A 20,972-nucleotide genomic window follows, 5' to 3' on the forward strand; every position below is an offset into this window, starting at 1 on the left:
TTTCCGATCTCCTGCGTCGCTTAGTCCATCTGCGTGACCGCGATATTCACCTGCTGGATGCCGCCGCTCTGCTCCTGCGACGCGGACGGGATCTCGCCGACGATCGTCGTGACGCGCTGCACCGCGCCGACGATTTCGTGAATCGATTCACCCGCTCGGCCGATCAGCACGGCGCCCTCGTCGACCCGCTTCGTCGACTGCTCGATGAGCCCCTTGATCTCCTTCGCGGCGGCGGCGCTGCGCTGCGCGAGCGTACGCACTTCCGCCGCGACGACCGCGAAGCCGCGCCCCTGTTCGCCGGCGCGGGCCGCCTCGACCGCCGCGTTCAGCGCGAGGATGTTGGTCTGGAACGCGATGCCGTCGATCACCGCGATGATCTCGCCGACCTTTGCGGAGCTGTCGGCGATGCCGTTCATCGTGCCGACGGCATCCGTCATCACGCCGCCGCCCGCCGCCGCGATGTTCGACGCGTCGTGCGCCAACTGCGCCGCGTGCTGCGCGTGCTCGGCCGACTGGCGGACGATGCCCGTGAGTTCGGTCATGCTGGCGGCCGTCTCCTCGAGCGACGCAGCCTGCGCCTCGGTACGCGCCGACAGGTCATGATTGCCCGATGCGATCTGTGCGCTCGCCGTCGCGACGGCTTCGGCGTGCGTACGCACTTCGAGCACGACGCCGGACAGGCTCGCTTGCATCGTCTGCAACGCGCGCAGCAGATCGGCGATCTCGTCGCGGCCGGCCGTATCGACGTCGCGCGTCAGGTCGCCTTCGGCGACGGCCTGCGCGCACGCCACCGCACGGTCGAGCGGACGCAGGATGGCCCGGCTGAACAGGAACGCACCGACCATCGCGACGCCGAGCACGACCAGCATCAGCACGAGGCTCGCGGTGGTCGCGTGCTGCGCGTCGCGGCTCGCCTGCGCCGACACGGCGGCACTCTCGTCGGCAATCGACTTCGCGGCCCGCTCCAGCAGCGCCGCCGGTTCGCGATCCACGCCCGCCACGGCGGCATCGCCGGCCGACGGCTCGAAGCCGGCAGCCTTGAACGCGTCGAACCCGCGCCGGTAACCTTCGCCCATCGCCGTGTGCGCGCGCATGAACTGCTCGACGAGCGAGCGGCTCTCGCCGGGCGGCAACTGGTGAACGAGCTGCGCGGCGAGCGTATCGACGGTCCGCTCGCGTGTCTGGAACGCTTGCCAGTACTGGTCGAGCTTGTCGGGCTGCTTGCCGCGCAACAGCGTGTCCTTCCATTCCTGCACTTGCAGCTTGAACTGTACGAGCGTGGCCGACACGAGCCGTTCGTCGCCGACGTTCGTCTGCACGTCTTCGGCGAACGTATCGATCGACCGATTGAGAATATGGATACCGTACAGCGCGCCACAGAACATCAGCAGCAGCGCGACGGCGAATGCGAGGGGAATCTTGTAGCTCAGCTTCATGGGACCTTGGATCGACGGGGAACGATGCGGTCCGGCACGGGCGCCGGCCGCCGCCTCGTGTTAACGGCGCGGGAAGCGCGGGCTTAAAGCTGAAGAAAGCGGGAAAGACCGGAGCCGTGCGAAAACGCCGGCCGCCAATCCGGTCAGGTCGGATGCGTCGCGCGCGGCCCGGTGGTCGCGGCCCTGCGCGGGCCCGCCATCCAGCGGCGCACGACAACGATCGACAGCACGCCGAATACGATCCCGGCGATCACGTCGGCCAGGTAGTGGCCGCCCTGTGTCGGCGTCGACACGATCATCGCGGCATTCAGCACGATCGACGCGAGAAACACGTAACGCACGTGTCGGACCGCATACGCGAACAGCAGCGCCAGCATCACGTGGAACGACGGCAGCGACACGAGCCCCTGCGATTCGGACAGGCTGAACTGCCGAAGCTGCCCGCTGCGCAGCAGGTCGTAGTGAGACACGGTCGACGCGGTGTTCGCATCGGCGATGCCGAAATGGACGAATGCGCTTTGCGCGGGAAACGGCGTCGAGACGACGACAACGACGAGCAACGCGAATGCGAACAGCGCCATGAACTCGGCGAGGTCGTCATGTCGCCGTGCGGTCGAGAGAATGAACGGGACGGCGATCAGCTGCACGATGCTGCCGTGATACGCGAACGCCAGCACGCCCTGCAACACGGCGTGCGCCCTCACCCAGCGATACAGGTCGGGCCAGTTAAAGCCGAGCAACGCATCGAACCGGACGAGATCGGCTTCGATCGACGGCGGCGCGAGCGCCACGCACAAGTAGTCGAGTACCACGATCGCCTGGCTGAAGGCAGCGATCGTCACGATGCAAAGCAACGCGAGCGCCCATTCCCGCCATCGCCAGGCGAGCGAGCGCTCGCGGTAGCGCGACGTGCGCGACAGCACGATCAGTGCCGCCGCCACGGCGACGGCCGCGCATCCTGCCAGCCCCGCGAAATACGCCGCGTGACCGAGCACCAACGCCATGCCTATGCCATGCGCGCCGCGGATGTCCGCGACGGCAATGACGGCAGTCAGCAGCGCAATGCCCGTCAGGGCTTTCGGCACTCGGTTCGTCATGGGATTGCGGTGTTTGCCATTCAGCACGGCCGTATGGAGGACGCGGCACGATCATGCACGCAGTGGATCGCATCGTATCAGCACGATCCGATGTGTCGATGGTCGAGTCGTTGCGACTGCAATGGCTTGCGACGCGACACACATTCCGCGGACCCAAAACGAAAAACCCCGTGATCCTTCCGGATCACGGGGCTTCGTATTTTGGCGGAGAGGGTGCATTTCGAACCGCATTGCCCGAATGATCGACGGCAGCCTTTGCGTTACTCGATGTCGTCAATACGGTTCCCAGTGCGAGGGTCACGGACGCGGCGAGGCCCGCCGCGCGGAGGTTTCCCAGTGCGCGCGCCCAAACGGCTGAATGCTTGGAATCAAGCTCCTGCTCGATCTCCGCCAGAGTCTCCAGCGGTGGCAATTCGGCAAGCTCGGCAAGGATCAGGATTTCGCTAGCATCCGGCTTGCGCTTCCCTGATCTCCATTCGGACAACCGCGATTGATGAAAATCGAAGCGGGCCGCAACGGCCCCTAGCGACCCCTGCTTTCGCTTCGCTGCGTCCAAAAGTTCGCTAATCGTCATAACAATCCCCTTGACATGTTTGCGCTTTCGCCCAAATAATCCGCCCTGACATTTGGGCAAACGCGCAAATTTTTGTGGATCTGCGATAGGCGGCAGTCTAGCAGGTTCGTTGTAGAGGTAAACCGCTGCCTCATCTGCGGCGACGGAATTGTTTCGGATCGTAGATCGCTCGCTTTCGCGGATCGGTCGATTGTTTCTGTTTTCGGCGGCGGTCGGTCAAGGCGATGAGAACGGCTGCGGCAAGCGCCGTTACGGTGAGCATCGTTGGTGTCACGTTGGCCTGGTGGTCGTGTGGTTTTGTCTGAAGTTTAAGCGGGATTTCGTGGGGCGTAGGTCGGTGGTTGGTTGTGCCTCGTTTGGCCGCGCTCATTCGGCCCCACGGTGTGCGCGGGTTTTGGCGGGTGGCCTTCTTCGGCCCCCGCTCTTTTTGCGGTAGCCCGTCGGTGTGGCGGGAAAACGACAACGATTCGGGGGCCTTTATGGCGAAGCACGCGCAAGACGGATTCACCGGTGACATGTTCGGCAATCGGCCGGGCCGTCCGGCGAAGGCCAACGCGATGACCAGTGCGCAGCGCGTGGCTAACTTCCGCGCTCGCCGTCGCCTCATTCCCGCTACGTGTACCGAAAATTCCTGCGAGTGGTGCGGTGCGCCTTCGTGTGGTTGCGACGTCTGCGGCCGCCTCCCCTCCCAAACCAATCTGGGCTGAATTCGAGACATGGGCAAGCTCAAGGCAGCAGTGCAATCAGGTGCGATTCGCACTCCTAAATCCGTCCCGTGCAGCGGCTCCGCCGCTCCTGCCCGCAGCGGCAGCGAGGACAGCAGCGGCGGGGCCGCTGCTTTTTGCCCCCCCCGGACTAACAGGGGGGGAACGGAAAGGCCGGCCATCGCGACGGTGCAGGAACTGCAGATGGTCATGACCGATACGGGCGAGTTGAAAACTATCCTCGTTCGTCGCCCGGTCAACGAGCAGGTCGCGATGGTCGATACGCTGCGTTTCACGGTGGGCGAGGAAACGTGGAACCGGACGGCGGGCATTCAGCTTGTTGCTGATGAGGCGTTCATCTTCGAAGCGAGCAAGCACCTGACGGAAATCTTCGGCTTCGGCATCACGCGCGACCTGAAGAAGAGTCGCGACTTCTACACGAACGCGTGGGAGCTGGGTGACAACTATGGTCATGTCGCCTTCGGTGGTGCCAGCCAGCGCGGAACGATGCTCATCAACTTGAACGGCCAGGGTTGCATTGCAGCTAGAGCCGGGTGGGAGTCCCGCTTGCACGACTTCCTTGTTGATACGGCCAAACGGCCAACGATCACGCGCGTTGACCTCGCGCACGACTGCATGCAAGGCGAATACACGGTCGATCAGGTTGACGGTTGGTACGACGACGGTCTGTTCACCTGCTCAGTGAACGCTCCGCACCATGAGTACAAGGGCGACTGGAAGAAGCCTAACGGCAAGGGGCGCAGCGTGTACATCGGCCTGCGCCGGAACGGGAAGCTCTGCCGCGCCTACGAGAAAGGTCGGGAGCAAGGCAACGCGGAGTCGGAATGGCTGCGCATTGAGGTCGAGTTTCGCAATAGCAAGCGCGTGATTCCGCTTGATGTGCTGCTCGATCCGTCCAGCTACTTCGTGGGTGCCTATCCGTGTCTGCGCCTCCTCGATGCCTCCCGCACGCCCGAAAAGATCGAGATCAAGCGCAAGGCGGCAGAGATCAACGTCGATGCGAGTTTGAAGAACATCCGCACCAGCTATGGCAAGTACGCGTTCGTACTGCGGAATCTCCTGGGCGATGAGGACTTCCTCGACGCGATCACGAATCAGTCCGGCGAATGGCCGGATCGCCTCAAGGTGCCTGATTACGAGACTTGCGCAATCCCGATGCACGTCTTCGATACCGCGACGCCATACAACGATTTAGACCCCTCTGGCGATGGCTGGACAGAGGAAACGGTCTTTGCACCAGCCGCTACGACAGGAAACGAATCATGCGATTCACAAGCAATGTGAAGGTGTTGGGGATGAAGTCGAGCAAGGGCACGATGGACAACGGGCAGGCGTTCGATAGCACGAAGGTCTATACCGAAACCCCGCTCGATGATTCGAAGGGCACAGCTAAAGGCTTCGCGGTCGCTGAGTTCACGCTCGGCACGTCCGCCGAGTTCGACAAGTACAAGCATCTGCCCTTCCCTTTCGAGGCTGCTGCGGATCTGGAGCTCGTGACGAACGGGAAAACGCAGAAGACCGTAATGCATTCATTGAAGCCGCTGGAAATTTCCCGGCCGGCTAAGGCGAGCTAATCATGGACGGCAGGGTCGTGTACGTGGTGCAGGACCTTGTTTCTGGCGGGTTCCTGCGGCCCGATTCGGGGGACGTGGGTCGCACCGAGCGTCTGCGTGATGCGGGCGGATTCGAGGAAATCGGCGAAGCGTATGAGGCTGGCGTCGATCACTGCGACGGCGCTTTCGATGTAGTCGCGCTGATCTTCTTCAAGTAGGGGGGTGGACAGGATGGCTGCGGGCGCAACGCGTTATGTCCTGATCTGCGCGCCGGTTTCGTCGGCCGATCAGGCAAGCACGACTGATCAAGCGGTATGCCCGCCTAGTAGCGAACAGTTTTTCCATGTGCAAGCAGTACAGGCGTACGTACTCGATGCAGCGAGCGTCGGATACATCGATGCAGCGGTGCAGCCCTTCGATTACGGTCAGGCGGCCGGATTCTGGAGCGCTGCATTTACGTCGGTCGTAGGTCTGTATTTCGTGTGCCGTGGGATTGGTGCGGTCGTCGAGATGATTCGACGGGCGTAGAAACGCGTGCCGGGCGCTTCCCGGCTCTTTCTGGAGTGTACGTATGAAAACGAAGTTGCAAGCTCTCAAGGCGCTGTCCGTGCGTTCGATTCTCGGTGGCGTCGTTGCCCTGCCGGTCCTCGCTCACGCGGAAGGTGGCGGCGTCGACTACGGCCCGATGCTGGCGAAGATCGACTTCGCGACGACCACGGCGGCGGTCCTGTCGATCGCCGCGCTGCTCGCTGGCCTGTATATGGCGATCAAGGGCGCGAAGATCGTTATCGGCATGGTTCGCGGCGCCTAAGTTAGCTCGCGTTACGGGGTGAGTGTTGAGGGGGCCTAGTGCCCCCTCTTTTTTGATGGGTCGAGATAGACATGACCAATGTACAGGCGTGGTATCTGGTGATGTTCGCATGGGGCCTGCTGTCAGCGTGGGCTGTCATTCAGGGGATGCGAGGATGAAGACGAAAAACGCATGGATAGCGTTGTTTGCAGCCTTGGCAATGGTTTGCAACCAGCAAGCGCATGCACAGGCCGCCCTCTTGCCGATTGAGAATTTCGTGATCAATCGTGTTGAGGCTGCGGTCCTGTCGCGAATCGCGATTCAGCGAGGGTTCGCGGCAAACGATCCGCGAATTGCCGCGACGCTCACCGGCATGGGTTCCGTATCTACCGCGGCCAGTGTCGCTGCAACGGGGGCGGGGGTCGTTTTGGCGGTCGCCGGCGCTCCGGTATGGGTCACGGTCTTAGCGGGCCTCGGCATTATGGCCGCAGGTGCTGCCCTTACGATGAATTCGGGGCTCACCAAATTCAAGATGGCGGTTAGCGGGGACGGCAAGACTGTTTCTCTCGTTCGAGTTGTAGAGCCTCTTCCGTATGCCGATCCAGGCAAGATACCAGTGAGACCTGGCGATGTGGAATCCCCCGATTCTCGTGCACGTGCGTTCGGCATTCGAGTATTCAAGAATACAACGTGCGACCTCAAAGCCGAATGTGGCAGGTACCCGTATCCCGATTCAGGGGCGAATGGGGCTTTCACACTCCGCAACGGATGGACGGACCTATATGCGGATACGCTCGATCAAGTTTCGCGCTACAACGCATATCGCTCGTGGTATATGGCTCACGATAACGTAATTAATGGCAAGAGGTATGAGGTACTGTCAAGTGTCACCTACTTTGCCAAGGAAGATCCTTATCCAAATGGTCCGTGGCACTTGTTCACCGCGGAAGTCTCTCGCGTTAGTTTTCAATGCCAAAGTGGTGATCCGGAAATGCGAATGTGCTCTAGAGTAGAAAACGGTGTTGGTCGCTCTATCTCATGGACGTTTGATCAGGATGCCGTATCATTACTTAGCGGCGACCTTTCTGGCATCGTGAAGGACATTTCGCCAGCGGCGGCGAGGGCGTCAGTTCCGTCGCAGACGATTGCGAGCTTGGTTGATGAGACATGGAAGCGTGCAGCGGCGCAACCGGGTTATCACGGCCTGCCCTATTCGCCGAATTCGCCGGTTACGAAGGACGACATTGACGAGTGGTATAAGTCTGATCCGTTCGCCAGGTGGCCAACTCTCGCCGATTTGCTGTCTCGGGCTGCTACGCCCGGAACAAGTGTCGTGATATCGCCCGATGTACAGCCGAATCCCAATCCTGCACCGTACCCAATTCCGGCCCCCACTCCGACTCCGGCTCCCAAGCCTGAGCCTGTTCCCCTTCCGAATCCTGAGCCAAGCCCGAATCCCAACCCGAATCCCGACCCGAACCCGAACCCGAATCCCAATCCCAATCCCAATCCCAATCCCAATCCCAATCCCAACCCGAATCCTGACCCGAACCCAAATCCGAACCCAAATCCAAATCCAAATCCAAATCCTGACCCGAGCATCGCGCAGAACGTGAACGTCGTAAATGTTCCAAGCGTGAACGTAATAAACCGCGTGGGCGTCGATGTCGGCCCCGATCCAGGCATTGATGCGCCGTCACTTGAAAATACACCGACGGCAGAAATGATCCTGCGGCCGTTGCTTCGGCTGTTTCCCGACCTGCGTAGCTTCGAAGTTCCAGCACACAACGCCATATGTCCTCGGCCTTCGATAACTCTGTTCGGTCAGCAGATCACAGTTACTTCGCATTGCGATCTTGCTGAACAGTTCCGACCGCAAATACATGCTGTGTTTGTTGTCGTGTTTGTTCTAGGCGCGCTGTTTATCGTGCTGGCGGCATAAGGAGATAGCTATGTGGGCATTGCTTGCATCTGCGGTAAATCTGCTGCTCGGGTTCGTGGTGCGGTCGGTCATCGCGAAGTTCTTCGCGTACTTCGTGATGTACTTCATCACGACCGAATTTATCGCTGTACTTCAGTCGTCGGGGTTGCTGCCGACGGCCGCATCGCTCTCGGGGGCATTTGGTGGAATCGGTGCGGATGTTTGGTACTTCCTCGATCTATGTGCGTTCAGTTTCGGCGTGCAGCTAATCGTCGCGGCTTTCGCGACGCGCTTCATCATTCGTCGCATTCCGGTAATCGGGTGATACATGGCAATCAATGCATATTGTGGGGTCATGGGGTCCGGTAAATCGTATGAAGTTGTGGCCGGCCCGCTGCTGGATGCAGTCGCGGCTGGTCGGCGCGTCGTAACGAACATTGACGGCATTAGCGAGGAGCGCGTGCACGCCCATCTAGTTGAGAAGCGAAACGCTGTACCAGGCAGACTTGGCGCTATCGTTCATGTTCGTACTACTGATCTTCTTGGCGAGCACTTTTTCCCGACCGAGGACGAAAGCCCTGATGGGGCGGTCGTAACGCCGGGCTTCGTGCAACCGGGAGATTTCCTTGTGATTGATGAAGCGTGGAAGCTGTGGGCTGTGGGGATGAAAGTCACGCCTGAGCACATGAACTTCTTTCGCATGCATCGACACTTCGTCAGCGCCGATACCGGCGTTTCGTGCGACGTTACCTTGATGATCCAGAATATCGCCGACCTGCATCGATCTGTCCGCGGCGTGCTGGAACTCTCGTTCGTCATGGTCAAGCTCAAGAGTTTGGGCCTATCGAAGAAGTACCGCGTAGAGATGTACGAGGGCGGCAAGCAGACACTGAAAACGCGAGTCGGGACGTTCGTGCGAACGTACAAGTCAGAAATCTTCCCGCTCTATAGCAGCTACGTGGGTGGCTCCGGATCTGAGGCAACGATCGACAAGCGACAGAACGTGTTGGCAAATAAGACGCTCTGGGGGATCGTTTGCGGCGTTGCCGTATGCATGATGGTTGGTGCTTGGGGTGCGTGGCGCTTCTTTCATCCAACGTCAAAGGCGGAGGTTTCGCACGCAGCGCTCCCGCCTCAGATTGATGCGTCGCCGAGGGCGCCGGGAAATATCACAGGCCCAACCGGGGAAGCCACACCGGCATCGGCTAAGGTGTCGGATACATGGCGGATCGCCGGATCGTATCGCGTGGGCGATCTCGAATGGGTGGTCCTCATTGGCGGCTCCGGTCGGATGCGTATCGAGTCGCCATCGATGTTTGTAAATGATGGGATTGTGCGAGTCGGGAAGATCGACGGTCAGGACGTTACGACATGGTCCGGATCGCTGGGGGGCGCGGTTCCGGCAGGGGGCAGCCGATGAAACGGATTGCGATTCTCTCGCTCCTCGCCGCATCTATCGCGCACGCGGGGCAGGCGGTGCCGCCGGTGCCGACATTGCCGCCACTACCACCCGGAGCGGTCGGCCCATCAGAGGCAGCATTTGTGTCGCCGAACTCGGCCCCCTCTTCGCCTCCGGTTGCACTATCGGCGCTTCCGCGCGTATCCGGGACACGTATCGATTTGCGGTTCGTGCCGGTTGCGCAGGTGGTTGATCTGGTCTTTGCCGATATGCTCAAGGTGCCATACGTGATTGCGCCGGAAGTGCTCGCGGATCAACGGCCGGTGTCGTTCCGATTTGATAAGAGTGACGGCGATATGCGCGGCTTCATGCGCGGCTTCCTCACATCGCTTGGCTTTGCGCTGGACACGCGCGACGGGGTGGATTACGTATCGAAGCGTGATGCGGCACCGAGCGAGGTTCAGGATAACTACGTATACCAGCCGCGTTATCGCGATGCGGATTATCTCTCTCGTCTTGTTCAACCGCTGTTCTCGGGGAAGTTCACAACCAACCGCGATATCGCTACGTCGACTGATGGCCGGATGCGTACGGGTTCGCCGCCTACGTCTGCGGCGGCAATGCTGGATCAGGAAACCGACACGCTCGTATTCATCGGCTCCGCGCGCGAGATAGCCGCACTGAAAAAGCTGCTTCCGCAAGTCGATACGCCGGCCGGTCAAGTTGCGGTGCGTGCGTGGGTGTATGAGGTCAGCAGGCAGGAGGACAACAATTCGGCGTTCCAGTTGGCTTTGAGCCTGCTAGGTGGGCGTGTTGGGGCATCGATTGGGTCAGGAACTGTCGGCAGCGACGCGAACGCGATTCGGTTGCGTGCTGGTGGTTTTGAGGCCGCGATTTCGGCCCTGAATAGCGACTCTCGATTCAAGGTCGTCACGTCACCCAACCTGCGTGTGCGATCTGGCCAGTTGGCCAGGTTAAATGTCGGCCAGTCGGTGCCGGTTGTCGGCTCGGTTTCCTATCCAAGTACAACTGGTGCGCCGGTGCAGAGCGTGCAGTATCAGGACGCGGGGGTGATCTTTCAGGTTCAGCCGACCGTTAAAGCAAGCGCAATCGATCTGAACGTCGTTGAGGAGATCAGCGACTTCGTGCGCACCACGACCGGCGTCAACAACTCGCCGACGAAGAACACGCGCAAGCTCGAATCGTCGTTCAGCGTCGAGGATGGCGACGCCGTGCTCATTGGCGGACTGACGCAGGAAAAGGCATCGCACCTCGATTCGGGCCTGTCGTTCCTGCCGGCATGGATGAGGGGACATTCGAGCGGCGGCAGCCGCACGGAAATCCTGCTTCTCCTGCAAGTTCAGAAGTTGTGATGCTTGCGTACCGACGATTTCATCTGGCTCGCCGTTGGCGCTGCTCTAGCCTCGCTTCGTACTCGAGTAGGCGAATCTGTACAGGTTGAGCTCGAGCTGGCGATCGACGCGCACCTGGTCGAGCTCAACCTGGCGATCGACGCGCACCTGGTCAAGCTCGGCCTGGCGGTCGACTCGCACCTGGTCGAGCTCGGCCTGGCGATCGACTCGCACCTGGTCGAGCTCGGCCTGGCGATCGACTCGCACCTGGTCAAGCTGTCGAGATTCACTCAATTTGGTTTCGGCGCGCCAGCCGTACACGGCCTACCCGCAAACTCGCTCATTCAATGTTGAACTTCCAAGGGCAGCTTGGCCCGTTCGCGCACGGGCGGCCGGCTCTCATCGGCCCGGAGCAGCCGTTTGGCTTTACGGCAAACGGGCTATCAGATCGATTAAATCCTTGAAGCGTCACGGAAACGCAGTCGTCGCGCTTCGCCAAAACGTACTTTTCCCAAGACTCCGAGAGACTGCAGGCAACTAACAAAGCTCGGTGCTCACCCATTGGAAGCCATCGGAGGGATCCGAAAGAAATCACAAGTTCCCCACATTCTTCCCTCGTGTAGTAAAGTCAGAGGCACACAAGATTCACCATAGACGAACTGAAATAGAGCGGTACTCACGGACGCTCGGAAATTGCATTCAACAGGGGAAGTAATTATGGAATGGCATCCCGCAGAGGCAGACGATAACCGCAACTTCAAGATACCCGAACGGTGGCTTCACATCTATTACTATGAGGCCTTCAATATTCTTTTCCGGTTCGAAAATGCCCTTCGGCTATTTGTCTACATAGTTCTTAAGCGTCAACTTGGGAAGGATTGGGATCTGGCAGCCCTAGGGGACGGCATTACAATTAGGACCGAAACCAAGAAGCGAATTCATCAGGCTCGCGAGCATGGATATCTCGGATATGAAGTTTCGTCGCCAATGCTATTTTTAAATAGCGGCGAACTCACACAAATAATAACCTCAGAAGTCTACTGGAAGTACTTTGCGCCTTTTTTTCGCGCAAGCAAAGCTATCGTTATTACCAAACTCCAGGAAATTGGAACCGTTCGCAATTCTCTAGCCCATTTTCGGCCGATTAAACAAGACGACATCGATCTCATTAAGCAGAATTCAAAACATTTACTGATTGAGATCGAAAATTGTCTCGTACAGCTGACTTCCATAAGTGATGTAGTCCCGACCAACTCAGAGGATGCGTGGTATATTGAATTAAAATCCATAGGCAATGATCATTGGAGAACAAATTTACTTTCCAGCCTCGATCAAGAGTGGATTAGAGTTCAACTCAATTATATTATTCCGATTTTGCAGAAAGGCGGGTCGTCAAAGTACATTAACTACAAAGTTGGGACACTGCGAACATCTCAAATACTTCGCCTTTACCCAGCGATAAGAGAAACTTGCATCTATTTGAGTGAGAGTGCCGTCTATCCGAGAATGAACGACAACAAAATACTGCAAGCGACCAAGACTATAAGCATAGTATTCTCAAAGTTAACCCTTGAATCAAGTTTCACTGAAATTGGGGGCGCGCTAAAGGCAATGGCACTCAAGGTAGCGACCGAGACCGAACAAATTCAGCAAGACGCCCTTGCTCGCGGAGATCTAGTCGAGGCCAAAAACATATCGGCTTTCCATCGCGATAACAATTCGGGAAATGCTTACTGGGACTTCAATACTGAGTCACTAACCGCGTCGGTAGTGGATATAGACGAAGTCGAATACTGGGGACAAAGATCACATTACACAACCGACTTCATTTCGTCCACCTCTCGCTATCCGTGGATGCCATCCTCGGTGTCAGAAGAGGAGCTTCCGTTTTAGAATTATTGCGCGCGGGCATATATTAAGCCCGCGCAGAAAGATTAAAAATCGTAGCCCGGATAAGTAAAATTTGGCACCCCGAGAAGTACCTCATTTCGGCAAGAGTGCGTTCGCTGGTGTCAACAGTTCAATCTTGGTGATTAGAATTGGTGCGTATCAAAGCGCAATGATTTTCTCCAAATCACATACACGAGCCCAATGCCCCATCCTGGCCGAACCGAGCCACAGAGCAAGCCTGACGCCGGCGGACCGGCTTCGATCACAACCTTGAAGTACCTTTAGAGGTCAGCGTTGAGTGAATCTCGACACGAGCTCGGCCTGGCGATCGGTGCGCACCTGGTCGAGCTCGACCTGGCGATCGACGCGCACCTGGTCAAGATCGGCCTGGCGATCGACGCGCACCTGGTCGAGCTCGGCCTGGCGATCGACGCGCACCTGGTCGAGCTCGGCCTGGCGATCGACGCGCACCTGGTCGAGCTCGGCCTGGCTATCGGCGCGCACCTGGTCGAGCTCGGCCTGGCGATCGACGCGCACCTGGTCGATCTCGGCCTGGCTATCGGCGCGCACCTGGTCGAGCTCGTAGTGCGTCTAGCGTTAGGAGTGTTCGGCCGGGATCGTAGCGACGTAGAGCGTCGGCCGTGATGCGGAGTCGTGGCGGTTATCGCGCGGCTCAGCGCGGCCTGCCGGACCGAGTAGCGGGTATCACCGGGGACGGGGAGCGTAGGCGGTGCTGCATGCTCCCCCTCCCCTCTCTGCAAAACTGCTTTTTACGGAGTGGGCGCCAGCTGAGCGAGTTCTTTTGCGCGATAGACCGCGCGCTTGATGCTCGACAGGTGAACACCGTATTCGTGGGCGAGCGCGGCTAGCGTGTAGTTCCCGGTGCGCCATTGGCGAACGACGCGGCGTTCGTCCTCGGTTTCGAGACTTCGCGGTCGACCTAGGCGGACGCCGCGTTTCTTGGCTGCCTGCATACCACTCTTCGTCCGCTCACGGATCATTTCCCGCTCAAACTCGGCGAACGCGCCAAGCATCTGGATCATCAGCCGACCAGCTGGCGAGGTGGTGTCGATGTGCTCGGTAAGGCTCTCAAAGCCCGCTCCGCGCTCTTGCAGGCGATCGATGATGCTGAGGAGGTGCTTGAGCGATCGCGCAATGCGGTCGAGCTTGTAGACGACCAGGACGTCGCCGCGCTTGAGGTTTCGGAGGAGTTTGTCTAGGACGGGGCGGCGCAGGAGTGCACCTGAGCGCTTTTCTTCGTGGACTGCATCGACGCCGGCCTTCGTCAATGCGTCGATCTGCGCACGCGTTTCCTGTTCTTGTGTGGAAACTCTGGCGTAACCGATTCTCATTGGATGTAAAAAAGCGCCAAATTCTTCCACAGAATTTGGCGCTTCCTTACGAAGAGTTTCGAAATTGCATTCAAAATCGAAATTCTTCTCTTGTTTGGCGGAGAGGGTGGGATTCGAACCCACGGTACGGGGAAACCGTACGCCTGATTTCGAGTCAGGTACATTCGACCACTCTGCCACCTCTCCTTCCTTGCTGCTTTACTGCATTTCGCGGTTGGTCGTTTCCGCGAAAGAAAAGATTATAGAACGATCTCTTCGAACCTCACAAGCCCTTTTTGCAAATTTTTTGCGAGGCCTTTGAGCGTTTGCCGGAACGCGCGCTTACGACGCCCGTGCCGGCGCGTCGATGCGCTCGATGCCGCCCATGTACGGACGCAGCACTTCCGGCACCGTGACCGAACCGTCCGCGTTCTGGTAGTTCTCGAGCACTGCGACGAGCGTACGGCCGACTGCCAGACCCGAACCGTTCAGCGTATGCACGAGCTCGGGCTTGCCCTGCGCGTTGCGGAAACGCGCCTGCATCCGGCGCGCCTGGAACGCTTCGGTGTTCGAGCAGCTCGAGATCTCGCGATAGGTGTTCTGCGCAGGCAGCCACACTTCGAGGTCGAACGTCTTCGCGGCCGAGAAGCCCATGTCGCCCGTGCACAGCGTGATCACGCGGTACGGCAGGCCGAGCTTCTGCAGGATAGCTTCCGCATGGCCGACCATCTCGTCGAGCGCCGCGTACGACGCTTCCGGCGCGACGACCTGCACCATCTCGACCTTGTCGAACTGGTGCTGGCGGATCATGCCGCGCGTGTCGCGGCCGTACGAACCGGCTTCCGAGCGGAAGCACGGGGAATGCGCGGTCAGCTTGATCGGCAGTGCAGACGCGTCGACGATCGACTCGCGCACCGTGTTCGTCAGCGAGATTTCCGACGTGGAGATCAGGTATTGCGTGACCTTGTTCTCCTCGCCGCCCTTCTCGACGCGGAACATGTCGTCCGCGAATTTCGGCAGCTGGCCCGTGCCGTACAGGATCTCGGGGTTCACGATGTACGGCGTATAAGTTTCGGTGTAGCCGTGCTGCTGCGTGTGCGTGTCGATCATGAACTGCGCGAGCGCGCGGTGCAGGCGTGCGATCGAGCCGCGCAGCATCGTGAAGCGCGCGCCGGCGAGCTTCGCGCCGGTCTCGAAATCGAGGCCGAGCGGCGTGCCGACGTCGACGTGATCCTTCACCTCGAAATCGAACTGGCGCGGCGCGCCCCAGCGGCGCACCTCGACGTTGTCGGCTTCGTCCTTGCCGACCGGCACGCTTTCATGCGCGACGTTCGGCATGCCCAGCATCAGGTCGGACAGGCGCGCCTGGATCTCGCCGAGCTTGGCTTCTCCCGCCTTCATTTCGTCGCCGATCCCGCCGACCTCGGCCATCACGGCCGACGTGTCCTCGCCCTTCCCCTTCATCGCGCCGATCTGCTTCGACAGGCTGTTGCGGCGGGCCTGGAGCTCTTCGGTGCGGGTCTGGATCGCGCGGCGTTCCGCTTCGAGGGCGGAGAACGCGGCGATGTCGAGGGTGTAGCCGCGATCGGCGAGGCGCTGGGCGACGCCGTCGAGGTCTTTGCGCAGCAACTGGATGTCGAGCATGGGAGGACTTGGAGAATCGTTGTGTAAGACGGGAATTCTAACGCACCGCGGGGCCGCCACGGCACTGGCCGGACGGACAATGCTGCAAACGGGCGATGCCGTGGTGTGATGGCCGTGGCAGTATCGCATGGCCAGTCCGCCCGTCGGCACCCGCGAAATCGCGCGGCAGCGACGCGCCGCGGATCGCGAATCACCCGTGCGAGCCTGCCGCAGCGCATCGCACGAGGCACCCGCCACACGTCACAGCTACCCAAGGAACCCGATGGCCATCGAACTGGACAAGGACGTACGCGACCGCGCGATCGCGTCGCTGCAACGCTATTTCACAGAGAACATGGACGAGCCGATCGGCAATATCCAGGCCGGCGCCCTGCTGCACTTCTTCGTCGAGGAGATCGCGCCCGCGATCTACAACCTCGCGATCGCCGATGCGCAGCAGAGCCTGCATGCGCGCGTCACCGAACTCGACATCGAGTGCCATCAGGAGCCGTTCGGCTACTGGAAGAAGCAGCCGGCAGCCCGCAAGCGCTGATGCTTTCGCGACGGCACCGGCGCGAACCGCGCCGGACGCCTTCCCGTCAGTCCTTCTTGCCGGCCTCGCGATCGAGTTCGCGCAGCCATGCGAGCTTGTCGGCGATCTTCGATTCGAGCCCGCGCGGCACCGGCTTGTACCAGCGCGGCTCGCGCATCCCGTCCGGCAGGTACGTCTCGCCGGCCGCATACGCATTCGGCTCGTCGTGTGCATACCGGTAAGCGTGGCCGTAGCCGAGTTCCTTCATCAGCTTGGTCGGCGCGTTGCGCAGATGCACGGGCACCTCGCGCGACTTGTCCTGCTTCACGAACGCCATCGCCTGGTTGAACGCGTTGTAGCCCGCGTTGCTCTTCGCCGCGCACGCGAGATAGATCACCGCCTGGCCGAGTGCGAGTTCGCCTTCCGGTGAGCCGAGCCGTTCGTAGGTTTCGGCCGCGTCGTTCGCCATCTGCAGCGCGCGCGGATCGGCGAGGCCGATGTCTTCCCACGCCATCCGCACGATCCGCCGCGCGAGATACTTCGGATCCGCGCCGCCGTCGATCATCCGGCAGAACCAGTACAGCGCGCCGTCCGGGCTCGAACCGCGCACCGACTTGTGCAGCGCCGAGATCTGGTCATAGAAGTTGTCGCCACCCTTGTCGAAGCGCCGGGCGTTCAGCGTCATCGCGCTGCTGACGAACTCGGCATCGATCGTCGCGGTGCCGGCCGACGTGGCCGCCGTCTGCGCCTGCTCGAGCAGGTTCAGGAAGCGCCGCGCATCGCCGTCCGCATAGCCGACCAGCGTATCGATCGCCTTGTCGTCGAACGACAGACCGTCGAGCGCGATTTCCTGCGCGCGCTTCAGCAACTGGCGCATCTCGTCGTCGTCCAGCGACTTCAGCACGTACACCTGCGCACGTGACAGCAAGGCCGAGTTGACCTCGAAGCTCGGGTTCTCGGTCGTCGCGCCGATGAAGGTCACGAGCCCCGACTCGACGAACGGCAGCAACGCGTCCTGCTGTCCCTTGTTGAAACGGTGGATTTCGTCGACGAACAGGATCGTGTGGCGGCCGGTGCGGTTCAGCGTGTCCTTGGCCTGCTCCATCGACTCGCGGATGTCCTTCACGCCGCCAAGCACCGCGGACAGCGCAATGAACTCGCAGTCGAACGCGAGCGCGGTGAGCCGCGCGAGCGTCGTCTTGCCGACGCCGGGCGGCCCCCACAGGATCATCGAATGCGGCTTGCCCGATTCGAACGCGAGCCGCAGCGGCTTGCCTTCGCCCAGCAAATGCGTCTGGCCGATCACCTCGGCGAGCGTCTTCGGCCGCAGCGCCTCGGCGAGCGGGCGGCGCGGCTCGACTTGAAACAGATCGGACATGAACCCTCGCTCCACATCAAACGGTCGCGGCCGAACCGGCCGCCGGACCCGACATTATGACAGCGGCGCGAAAGCACCGCCGCGCCCGGTGCCCGCGCCCAGAAACAACACGGGCCTGCCGTCGCCGGCAGGCCCGTCGGGAATACAGCGGCGCGCGGCGCCGGTCAGCCGGTAATCACGTCGGCGCCCTTCGGCACGACGAACTTGAACGTATCGCCCTTCAGCGGCGGATTCGTCTGGATGTTCGTAAAGGTCAGCAGCGTGACGTTGCCGAACACGTCGTGCAGTTCCATCGCGGCGAGCGTGCCGTTCTTGAAGCCGATGCCGATCCGCTGGAACTGCGTGTCCTGCGCCTTCGGCAGCATCTCGAGCCATTCGATGCCGCCCTTCTCGCCGGCATCGCGCAGCGTGTAGTTCTTGTCGAGATCGTTGCTGCCGAACAGGATCGCGGCCGGGCTCGCGCCCAGCGCGCCGTTCAGCTTGCGCTCGGTGACCTGGTTCAGGTCGCGGTCGTACACGTAGAGCTTCTCGCCGTCGGCCTGCAGCACCTGCTGGTACGGCTTCTGGTACGTCCAGATGAACTTGCCCGGGCGCGCGAACACGAAGGTGCCGCTCGAATTGTCGGTGGGCTTCGGCACGGCCTGCACGGCGCTTGCGCCCTTCGCCGGCGCCTTGACGATCTGCTGCGTGAAGTCGCCCTTCGCCGAACGCACCTGCGACACGAACGCCTTCAGTTGCTCGGTGCCGCCCGCGAACGCGTGCGTCGCCGCGAGCATCAGCGAGGCGCCGGCGAGCGCCGCGCCGAGCCAGCGCCGCGTCGAACGAAGGGACATTGCGAACGAATGTTGCTGCATATTGCGGTTTTCTCCCTGGATGGCCGGCGCTGCGAACGCCGCGGACTCATTCCGCGTCGCGCGCCGGCACAAGAATTTCGCGGTTGCCGCTCGACGACATCGCCGACACGAGCCCCGACTGCTCCATCTGCTCGAGCAGCCGCGCCGCGCGGTTGTAGCCGATCCGCAGGTGGCGCTGCACGAGCGAGATCGACGCGCGGCGGTTCTTGATGACGATCTCGACCGCCTGGTCGTACAGCGGATCAGACTCGTCGCCGCCTTCGCCGGTTCCCGCGCCGGCCGAGCCCTCGTCGCCGTCGGCCGTGCCGCCTTCGAGCAGGCCTTCGATATAGTTCGGCTCGCCCTGCTCCTTGAGCTTCTCGACGACGCGATGCACTTCGTCGTCGGCGACGAACGCGCCGTGCACGCGCACCGGCAGCCCGGTGCCCGGCGCCAGGTACAGCATGTCGCCCATCCCGAGCAGCGATTCGGCGCCCATCTGGTCGAGAATCGTGCGCGAGTCGATCTTCGACGACACCTGGAACGCGATCCGTGTCGGCACGTTGGCCTTGATGAGGCCCGTGATCACGTCGACCGACGGACGCTGCGTCGCGAGGATCAGGTGGATGCCGGCCGCGCGCGCCTTCTGCGCGATCCGTGCAATCAGTTCCTCGACCTTCTTGCCGACGACCATCATCAGGTCGGCCAGCTCGTCGATCACGACGACGATGTTCGGCAGGCGACCGAGCGGCTCCGGATCTTCCGGCGTCAGGCTGAACGGATTCGGCAGCTTCTCCTCGCGCTTCGCAGCCTCGTCGATCTTGTTGTTGTAGCCCGCGAGGTTGCGCACACCGAGCTTGCTCATCAGCTTGTAGCGGCGCTCCATCTCCGCGACCGTCCAGTTCAGCGCGTTGCCGGCCTGGCGCATGTCGGTGACGACCGGGCACAGCAGGTGCGGAATGCCTTCGTAGACGCTCATTTCGAGCATCTTCGGATCGATCAGGATCAGGCGCACCTGCTCGGCGGTCGCTTTATACAGCAGCGACAGGATCATCGCGTTGATCCCGACGGACTTGCCCGAACCGGTCGTGCCGGCCACCAGCAGGTGAGGCATCTTCGCGAGATCCGCGCACACCGGCTTGCCGCCGATGTCCTTGCCGAGACTCAGCGTCAGCGCCGACGACGCTGCCGCGTACACCTCGGAACCGATGATCTCGGACAGGTGGACCGTCTGGCGGCGCTGGTTCGGCAGCTCGAGCGCCATGTAGTTCTTGCCGGGAATCGTCTCGACGACGCGGATCGACACGAGCGACAGCGAACGCGCGAGATCCTTCGCGAGGTTGACGATCTGGCTGCCCTTCACGCCGGTGGCCGGCTCGATCTCGTAGCGCGTGACGACCGGGCCCGGATACGCGGCGACGACGCTCGCCTCGACGCCGAAGTCCTTCAGCTTCTTCTCGATCAGGCGCGACGTGAATTCGAGCGTGTCGGCGGAAATCGCCTCCTGCGCCTTCGGTGCGGGATCGAGCAACGATACCGCCGGCAGCGTCGAATCGCCCGGCAGGTCGGTGAAGAGCGGCACCTGGCGCTCGCGTTCGACGCGCTCGGATTTCGCCGGCGTGACGACCGGCGGCACGATCGTCACGGGCTCGTGATCCTCGATGCGCACGCGCTCCTCTTCGACCTTGCCTTCGCGGCGCACGGCCGCGGCCTCGCCGAGCTTGCGGTCGCGCTCGGCCTCGCGGCGCAGCTTCGCGACGTTGACGGCGGACAGGATCGCGCCGCCGACACGTTCAGCGACCGACAGCCACGAAAAGCGGAAATACAGCGACAGGCCGATCGCCAGCGCGATCAGCAGCAGCAGCGTGCCGCCCGTGAAGCCGAACGCGTGCGACATCGCGCCCGCGACGGCCTCGCCGACGACGCCGCCCGGCGCACGCGGCAACTGCACCTTCAGCGACCACATGCGCAGCGCCTCGATGCCGTCGCATGCCAGCACGACGAGCACGAACGCAAGGATTTCAGTGAGCCAGCCGATCGGCCGCTCGGGTTCGTCCGAGACGGCCTCGTGGCGCGTGATGCGGCGATAGTTGACGGCGATGCGTCGCGCGAGCGGCACGATCAGCCAGTAGGCCGACAGGCCGAACAGCAGCAGGATGATGTCGGCCGTCCAGGCGCCGACGCGGCCGGCCCAGTTCGAGATGTGGTCCACCTGGGCGGCGTGCGTCCAGCTCGGATCGCGCCGGCTGTAGCTCAGCAGGGCCATCACCAGAAATGCGCAGAGCGCGACCTGGAGAATCCAGCGGATCTCCGTGAGGAGCTTCGACATCCGGTGCGGCAACGCCTGTGCCTGGGCGGAATAAGGAGCTTTTGCCATGAATCCGTATAAAGAGGACGGGCCATGCGCCCGCCTGTCGTTCGATCCCGCTTATTGTAAACGCTGCACCGGGCCGCCAAGTGTAAATGACGGTTACATAACAGGGCCGGGGTACGGCCGGCCCGGCGGACGCGCGCCGCAGCAGCCCTTCCGCCCTGGTC

General features: G+C 61.4%; 20 protein-coding genes, 1 tRNA gene and 1 pseudogene. 11 read left to right on the top strand and 11 right to left on the bottom strand.

Annotation, left to right across the window (positions count from 1 at the left end; all coding sequences use genetic code 11):
• Window positions 1-23: 23 nt before the first annotated feature.
• The 4 genes and pseudogenes from G3N99_RS15055 to G3N99_RS15070 form a co-directional block, all read right to left on the bottom strand.
• Window positions 24-1,436 (bottom strand): annotated as a pseudogene (locus G3N99_RS15055) (methyl-accepting chemotaxis protein); the annotation flags it as partial.
• A 143-nt stretch (window positions 1,437-1,579) separates the two neighbouring features.
• Entirely contained in the window at window positions 1,580-2,533 is a 954-nt protein-coding gene (locus G3N99_RS15060; RefSeq protein ID WP_241011649.1) for a phosphatase PAP2 family protein, read from the bottom strand.
• 184 nt (window positions 2,534-2,717) lie between these two features.
• Window positions 2,718-3,107, bottom strand: coding sequence for a helix-turn-helix transcriptional regulator (locus G3N99_RS15065; protein ID WP_174944729.1), 390 nt, complete (start codon window positions 3,105-3,107; stop codon window positions 2,718-2,720).
• Between the two features lie 130 nt (window positions 3,108-3,237).
• The gene (locus G3N99_RS15070) at window positions 3,238-3,624 is read right to left on the bottom strand and encodes a hypothetical protein (protein WP_206122777.1); all 387 of its coding nucleotides are present in this window, start codon (window positions 3,622-3,624) and stop codon (window positions 3,238-3,240) included.
• Between the two features lie 199 nt (window positions 3,625-3,823).
• On the opposite strand from G3N99_RS15070, the gene G3N99_RS15075 reads away from it, so the two are divergent.
• The 10 genes from G3N99_RS15075 to G3N99_RS15120 all read left to right on the top strand — a co-directional run bounded on the left by G3N99_RS15075 (window position 3,824) and on the right by G3N99_RS15120 (window position 12,740).
• The gene (locus G3N99_RS15075; RefSeq protein WP_241011651.1) at window positions 3,824-5,116 is read left to right on the top strand and encodes a replication initiation factor domain-containing protein; all 1,293 of its coding nucleotides are present in this window, start codon (window positions 3,824-3,826) and stop codon (window positions 5,114-5,116) included.
• Window positions 5,117-5,127: 11 nt separating this feature from the next.
• Complete coding sequence (locus G3N99_RS15080) at window positions 5,128-5,406, top strand: hypothetical protein (protein ID WP_346778487.1); 279 nt, start codon at window positions 5,128-5,130, stop codon at window positions 5,404-5,406.
• Between the two features lie 2 nt (window positions 5,407-5,408).
• Window positions 5,409-5,603, top strand: coding sequence for a hypothetical protein (locus G3N99_RS15085; protein WP_174944724.1), 195 nt, complete (start codon window positions 5,409-5,411; stop codon window positions 5,601-5,603).
• Window positions 5,604-5,956: 353 nt separating this feature from the next.
• On the top strand, window positions 5,957-6,196 hold the full coding sequence (locus tag G3N99_RS15090; protein ID WP_206122778.1) for a hypothetical protein: 240 nt from the start codon (window positions 5,957-5,959) through the stop codon (window positions 6,194-6,196).
• A gap of 154 nt (window positions 6,197-6,350) precedes the next feature.
• Entirely contained in the window at window positions 6,351-8,117 is a 1,767-nt protein-coding gene (locus G3N99_RS15095; RefSeq protein ID WP_206122779.1) for a hypothetical protein, read from the top strand.
• A 10-nt stretch (window positions 8,118-8,127) separates the two neighbouring features.
• Window positions 8,128-8,421, top strand: a complete 294-nt coding sequence (locus G3N99_RS15100; RefSeq protein ID WP_206122780.1) for a DUF2523 domain-containing protein — start codon at window positions 8,128-8,130, stop codon at window positions 8,419-8,421.
• 3 nt (window positions 8,422-8,424) lie between these two features.
• Window positions 8,425-9,516 (top strand): zonular occludens toxin domain-containing protein, encoded by a 1,092-nt coding sequence (locus tag G3N99_RS15105; protein WP_206122781.1) that lies wholly within the window; start codon window positions 8,425-8,427, stop codon window positions 9,514-9,516.
• The gene (locus tag G3N99_RS15110; RefSeq protein WP_206122782.1) at window positions 9,513-10,868 is read left to right on the top strand and encodes a type II secretory pathway protein; all 1,356 of its coding nucleotides are present in this window, start codon (window positions 9,513-9,515) and stop codon (window positions 10,866-10,868) included. Before G3N99_RS15105 ends, G3N99_RS15110 begins: the two co-directional genes overlap by 4 nt.
• Before the next feature lie 3 nt (window positions 10,869-10,871).
• Window positions 10,872-11,201 carry a hypothetical protein gene (locus G3N99_RS15115; RefSeq protein WP_206122783.1) on the top strand — a complete coding sequence of 110 codons (330 nt, stop codon included), beginning with the start codon at window positions 10,872-10,874 and terminating at the stop codon, window positions 11,199-11,201.
• A gap of 363 nt (window positions 11,202-11,564) precedes the next feature.
• Complete coding sequence (locus G3N99_RS15120) at window positions 11,565-12,740, top strand: hypothetical protein (RefSeq protein ID WP_206122784.1); 1,176 nt, start codon at window positions 11,565-11,567, stop codon at window positions 12,738-12,740.
• Between the two features lie 285 nt (window positions 12,741-13,025).
• Here G3N99_RS15120 and G3N99_RS15125 read toward each other — a convergent pair whose 3' ends face one another.
• The 4 genes from G3N99_RS15125 to serS form a co-directional block, all read right to left on the bottom strand.
• The gene (locus G3N99_RS15125) at window positions 13,026-13,307 is read right to left on the bottom strand and encodes a hypothetical protein (protein WP_206122785.1); all 282 of its coding nucleotides are present in this window, start codon (window positions 13,305-13,307) and stop codon (window positions 13,026-13,028) included.
• 200 nt (window positions 13,308-13,507) lie between these two features.
• On the bottom strand, window positions 13,508-14,089 hold the full coding sequence (locus G3N99_RS15130) for a recombinase family protein (RefSeq protein ID WP_174944871.1): 582 nt from the start codon (window positions 14,087-14,089) through the stop codon (window positions 13,508-13,510).
• A 95-nt stretch (window positions 14,090-14,184) separates the two neighbouring features.
• Window positions 14,185-14,275: transfer RNA gene (locus G3N99_RS15135), tRNA-Ser, on the bottom strand.
• A 135-nt stretch (window positions 14,276-14,410) separates the two neighbouring features.
• Window positions 14,411-15,712 (bottom strand): serine--tRNA ligase, encoded by a 1,302-nt coding sequence (serS, locus tag G3N99_RS15140; protein ID WP_206122786.1) that lies wholly within the window; start codon window positions 15,710-15,712, stop codon window positions 14,411-14,413.
• Between the two features lie 262 nt (window positions 15,713-15,974).
• On the opposite strand from serS, the gene G3N99_RS15145 reads away from it, so the two are divergent.
• Window positions 15,975-16,244, top strand: a complete 270-nt coding sequence (locus tag G3N99_RS15145; RefSeq protein WP_206122787.1) for a DUF2164 domain-containing protein — start codon at window positions 15,975-15,977, stop codon at window positions 16,242-16,244.
• A gap of 46 nt (window positions 16,245-16,290) precedes the next feature.
• On the opposite strand, the gene G3N99_RS15150 is transcribed toward G3N99_RS15145, so the two are convergent.
• The 3 genes from G3N99_RS15150 to G3N99_RS15160 all read right to left on the bottom strand — a co-directional run bounded on the left by G3N99_RS15150 (window position 16,291) and on the right by G3N99_RS15160 (window position 20,811).
• Window positions 16,291-17,601: a replication-associated recombination protein A gene (locus tag G3N99_RS15150; RefSeq protein WP_089445121.1), complete on the bottom strand. Its 1,311-nt coding sequence runs from the start codon at window positions 17,599-17,601 to the stop codon at window positions 16,291-16,293.
• A 164-nt stretch (window positions 17,602-17,765) separates the two neighbouring features.
• Entirely contained in the window at window positions 17,766-18,455 is a 690-nt protein-coding gene (gene lolA / locus G3N99_RS15155; protein ID WP_011351257.1) for an outer membrane lipoprotein chaperone LolA, read from the bottom strand.
• 46 nt (window positions 18,456-18,501) lie between these two features.
• Window positions 18,502-20,811 carry a DNA translocase FtsK gene (locus tag G3N99_RS15160; protein ID WP_174941414.1) on the bottom strand — a complete coding sequence of 770 codons (2,310 nt, stop codon included), beginning with the start codon at window positions 20,809-20,811 and terminating at the stop codon, window positions 18,502-18,504.
• Window positions 20,812-20,972: the final 161 nt, after the last annotated feature.

The sequence above is a fragment of the Burkholderia sp. Ac-20392 genome (assembly GCF_017104585.1).
In the GTDB taxonomy this organism is placed as follows: domain Bacteria; phylum Pseudomonadota; class Gammaproteobacteria; order Burkholderiales; family Burkholderiaceae; genus Burkholderia; species Burkholderia lata.

Excerpts from the sequence above, each read along its gene's own strand:
- G3N99_RS15085 (WP_174944724.1), top strand. The coding sequence starts at position 5,409 with ATGGACGGCAGGGTCGTGTACGTGGTGCAGGACCTTGTTTCTGGCGGG.
- G3N99_RS15060 (WP_241011649.1), bottom strand. The coding sequence starts at position 2,533 with ATGACGAACCGAGTGCCGAAAGCCCTGACGGGCATTGCGCTGCTGACT.
- G3N99_RS15100 (WP_206122780.1), top strand. The coding sequence starts at position 8,128 with ATGTGGGCATTGCTTGCATCTGCGGTAAATCTGCTGCTCGGGTTCGTG.
- G3N99_RS15070 (WP_206122777.1), bottom strand. The coding sequence starts at position 3,624 with ATGTCACCGGTGAATCCGTCTTGCGCGTGCTTCGCCATAAAGGCCCCC.
- G3N99_RS15145 (WP_206122787.1), top strand. The coding sequence starts at position 15,975 with ATGGCCATCGAACTGGACAAGGACGTACGCGACCGCGCGATCGCGTCG.
- G3N99_RS15065 (WP_174944729.1), bottom strand. The coding sequence starts at position 3,107 with ATGACGATTAGCGAACTTTTGGACGCAGCGAAGCGAAAGCAGGGGTCG.
- G3N99_RS15120 (WP_206122784.1), top strand. The coding sequence starts at position 11,565 with ATGGAATGGCATCCCGCAGAGGCAGACGATAACCGCAACTTCAAGATA.
- lolA (WP_011351257.1), bottom strand. The coding sequence starts at position 18,455 with ATGCAGCAACATTCGTTCGCAATGTCCCTTCGTTCGACGCGGCGCTGG.
- G3N99_RS15160 (WP_174941414.1), bottom strand. The coding sequence starts at position 20,811 with ATGGCAAAAGCTCCTTATTCCGCCCAGGCACAGGCGTTGCCGCACCGG.
- G3N99_RS15110 (WP_206122782.1), top strand. The coding sequence starts at position 9,513 with ATGAAACGGATTGCGATTCTCTCGCTCCTCGCCGCATCTATCGCGCAC.
- G3N99_RS15080 (WP_346778487.1), top strand. The coding sequence starts at position 5,128 with ATGAAGTCGAGCAAGGGCACGATGGACAACGGGCAGGCGTTCGATAGC.
- G3N99_RS15075 (WP_241011651.1), top strand. The coding sequence starts at position 3,824 with ATGGGCAAGCTCAAGGCAGCAGTGCAATCAGGTGCGATTCGCACTCCT.
- G3N99_RS15095 (WP_206122779.1), top strand. The coding sequence starts at position 6,351 with ATGAAGACGAAAAACGCATGGATAGCGTTGTTTGCAGCCTTGGCAATG.
- G3N99_RS15130 (WP_174944871.1), bottom strand. The coding sequence starts at position 14,089 with ATGAGAATCGGTTACGCCAGAGTTTCCACACAAGAACAGGAAACGCGT.
- G3N99_RS15150 (WP_089445121.1), bottom strand. The coding sequence starts at position 17,601 with ATGTCCGATCTGTTTCAAGTCGAGCCGCGCCGCCCGCTCGCCGAGGCG.
- G3N99_RS15105 (WP_206122781.1), top strand. The coding sequence starts at position 8,425 with ATGGCAATCAATGCATATTGTGGGGTCATGGGGTCCGGTAAATCGTAT.
- G3N99_RS15090 (WP_206122778.1), top strand. The coding sequence starts at position 5,957 with ATGAAAACGAAGTTGCAAGCTCTCAAGGCGCTGTCCGTGCGTTCGATT.
- serS (WP_206122786.1), bottom strand. The coding sequence starts at position 15,712 with ATGCTCGACATCCAGTTGCTGCGCAAAGACCTCGACGGCGTCGCCCAG.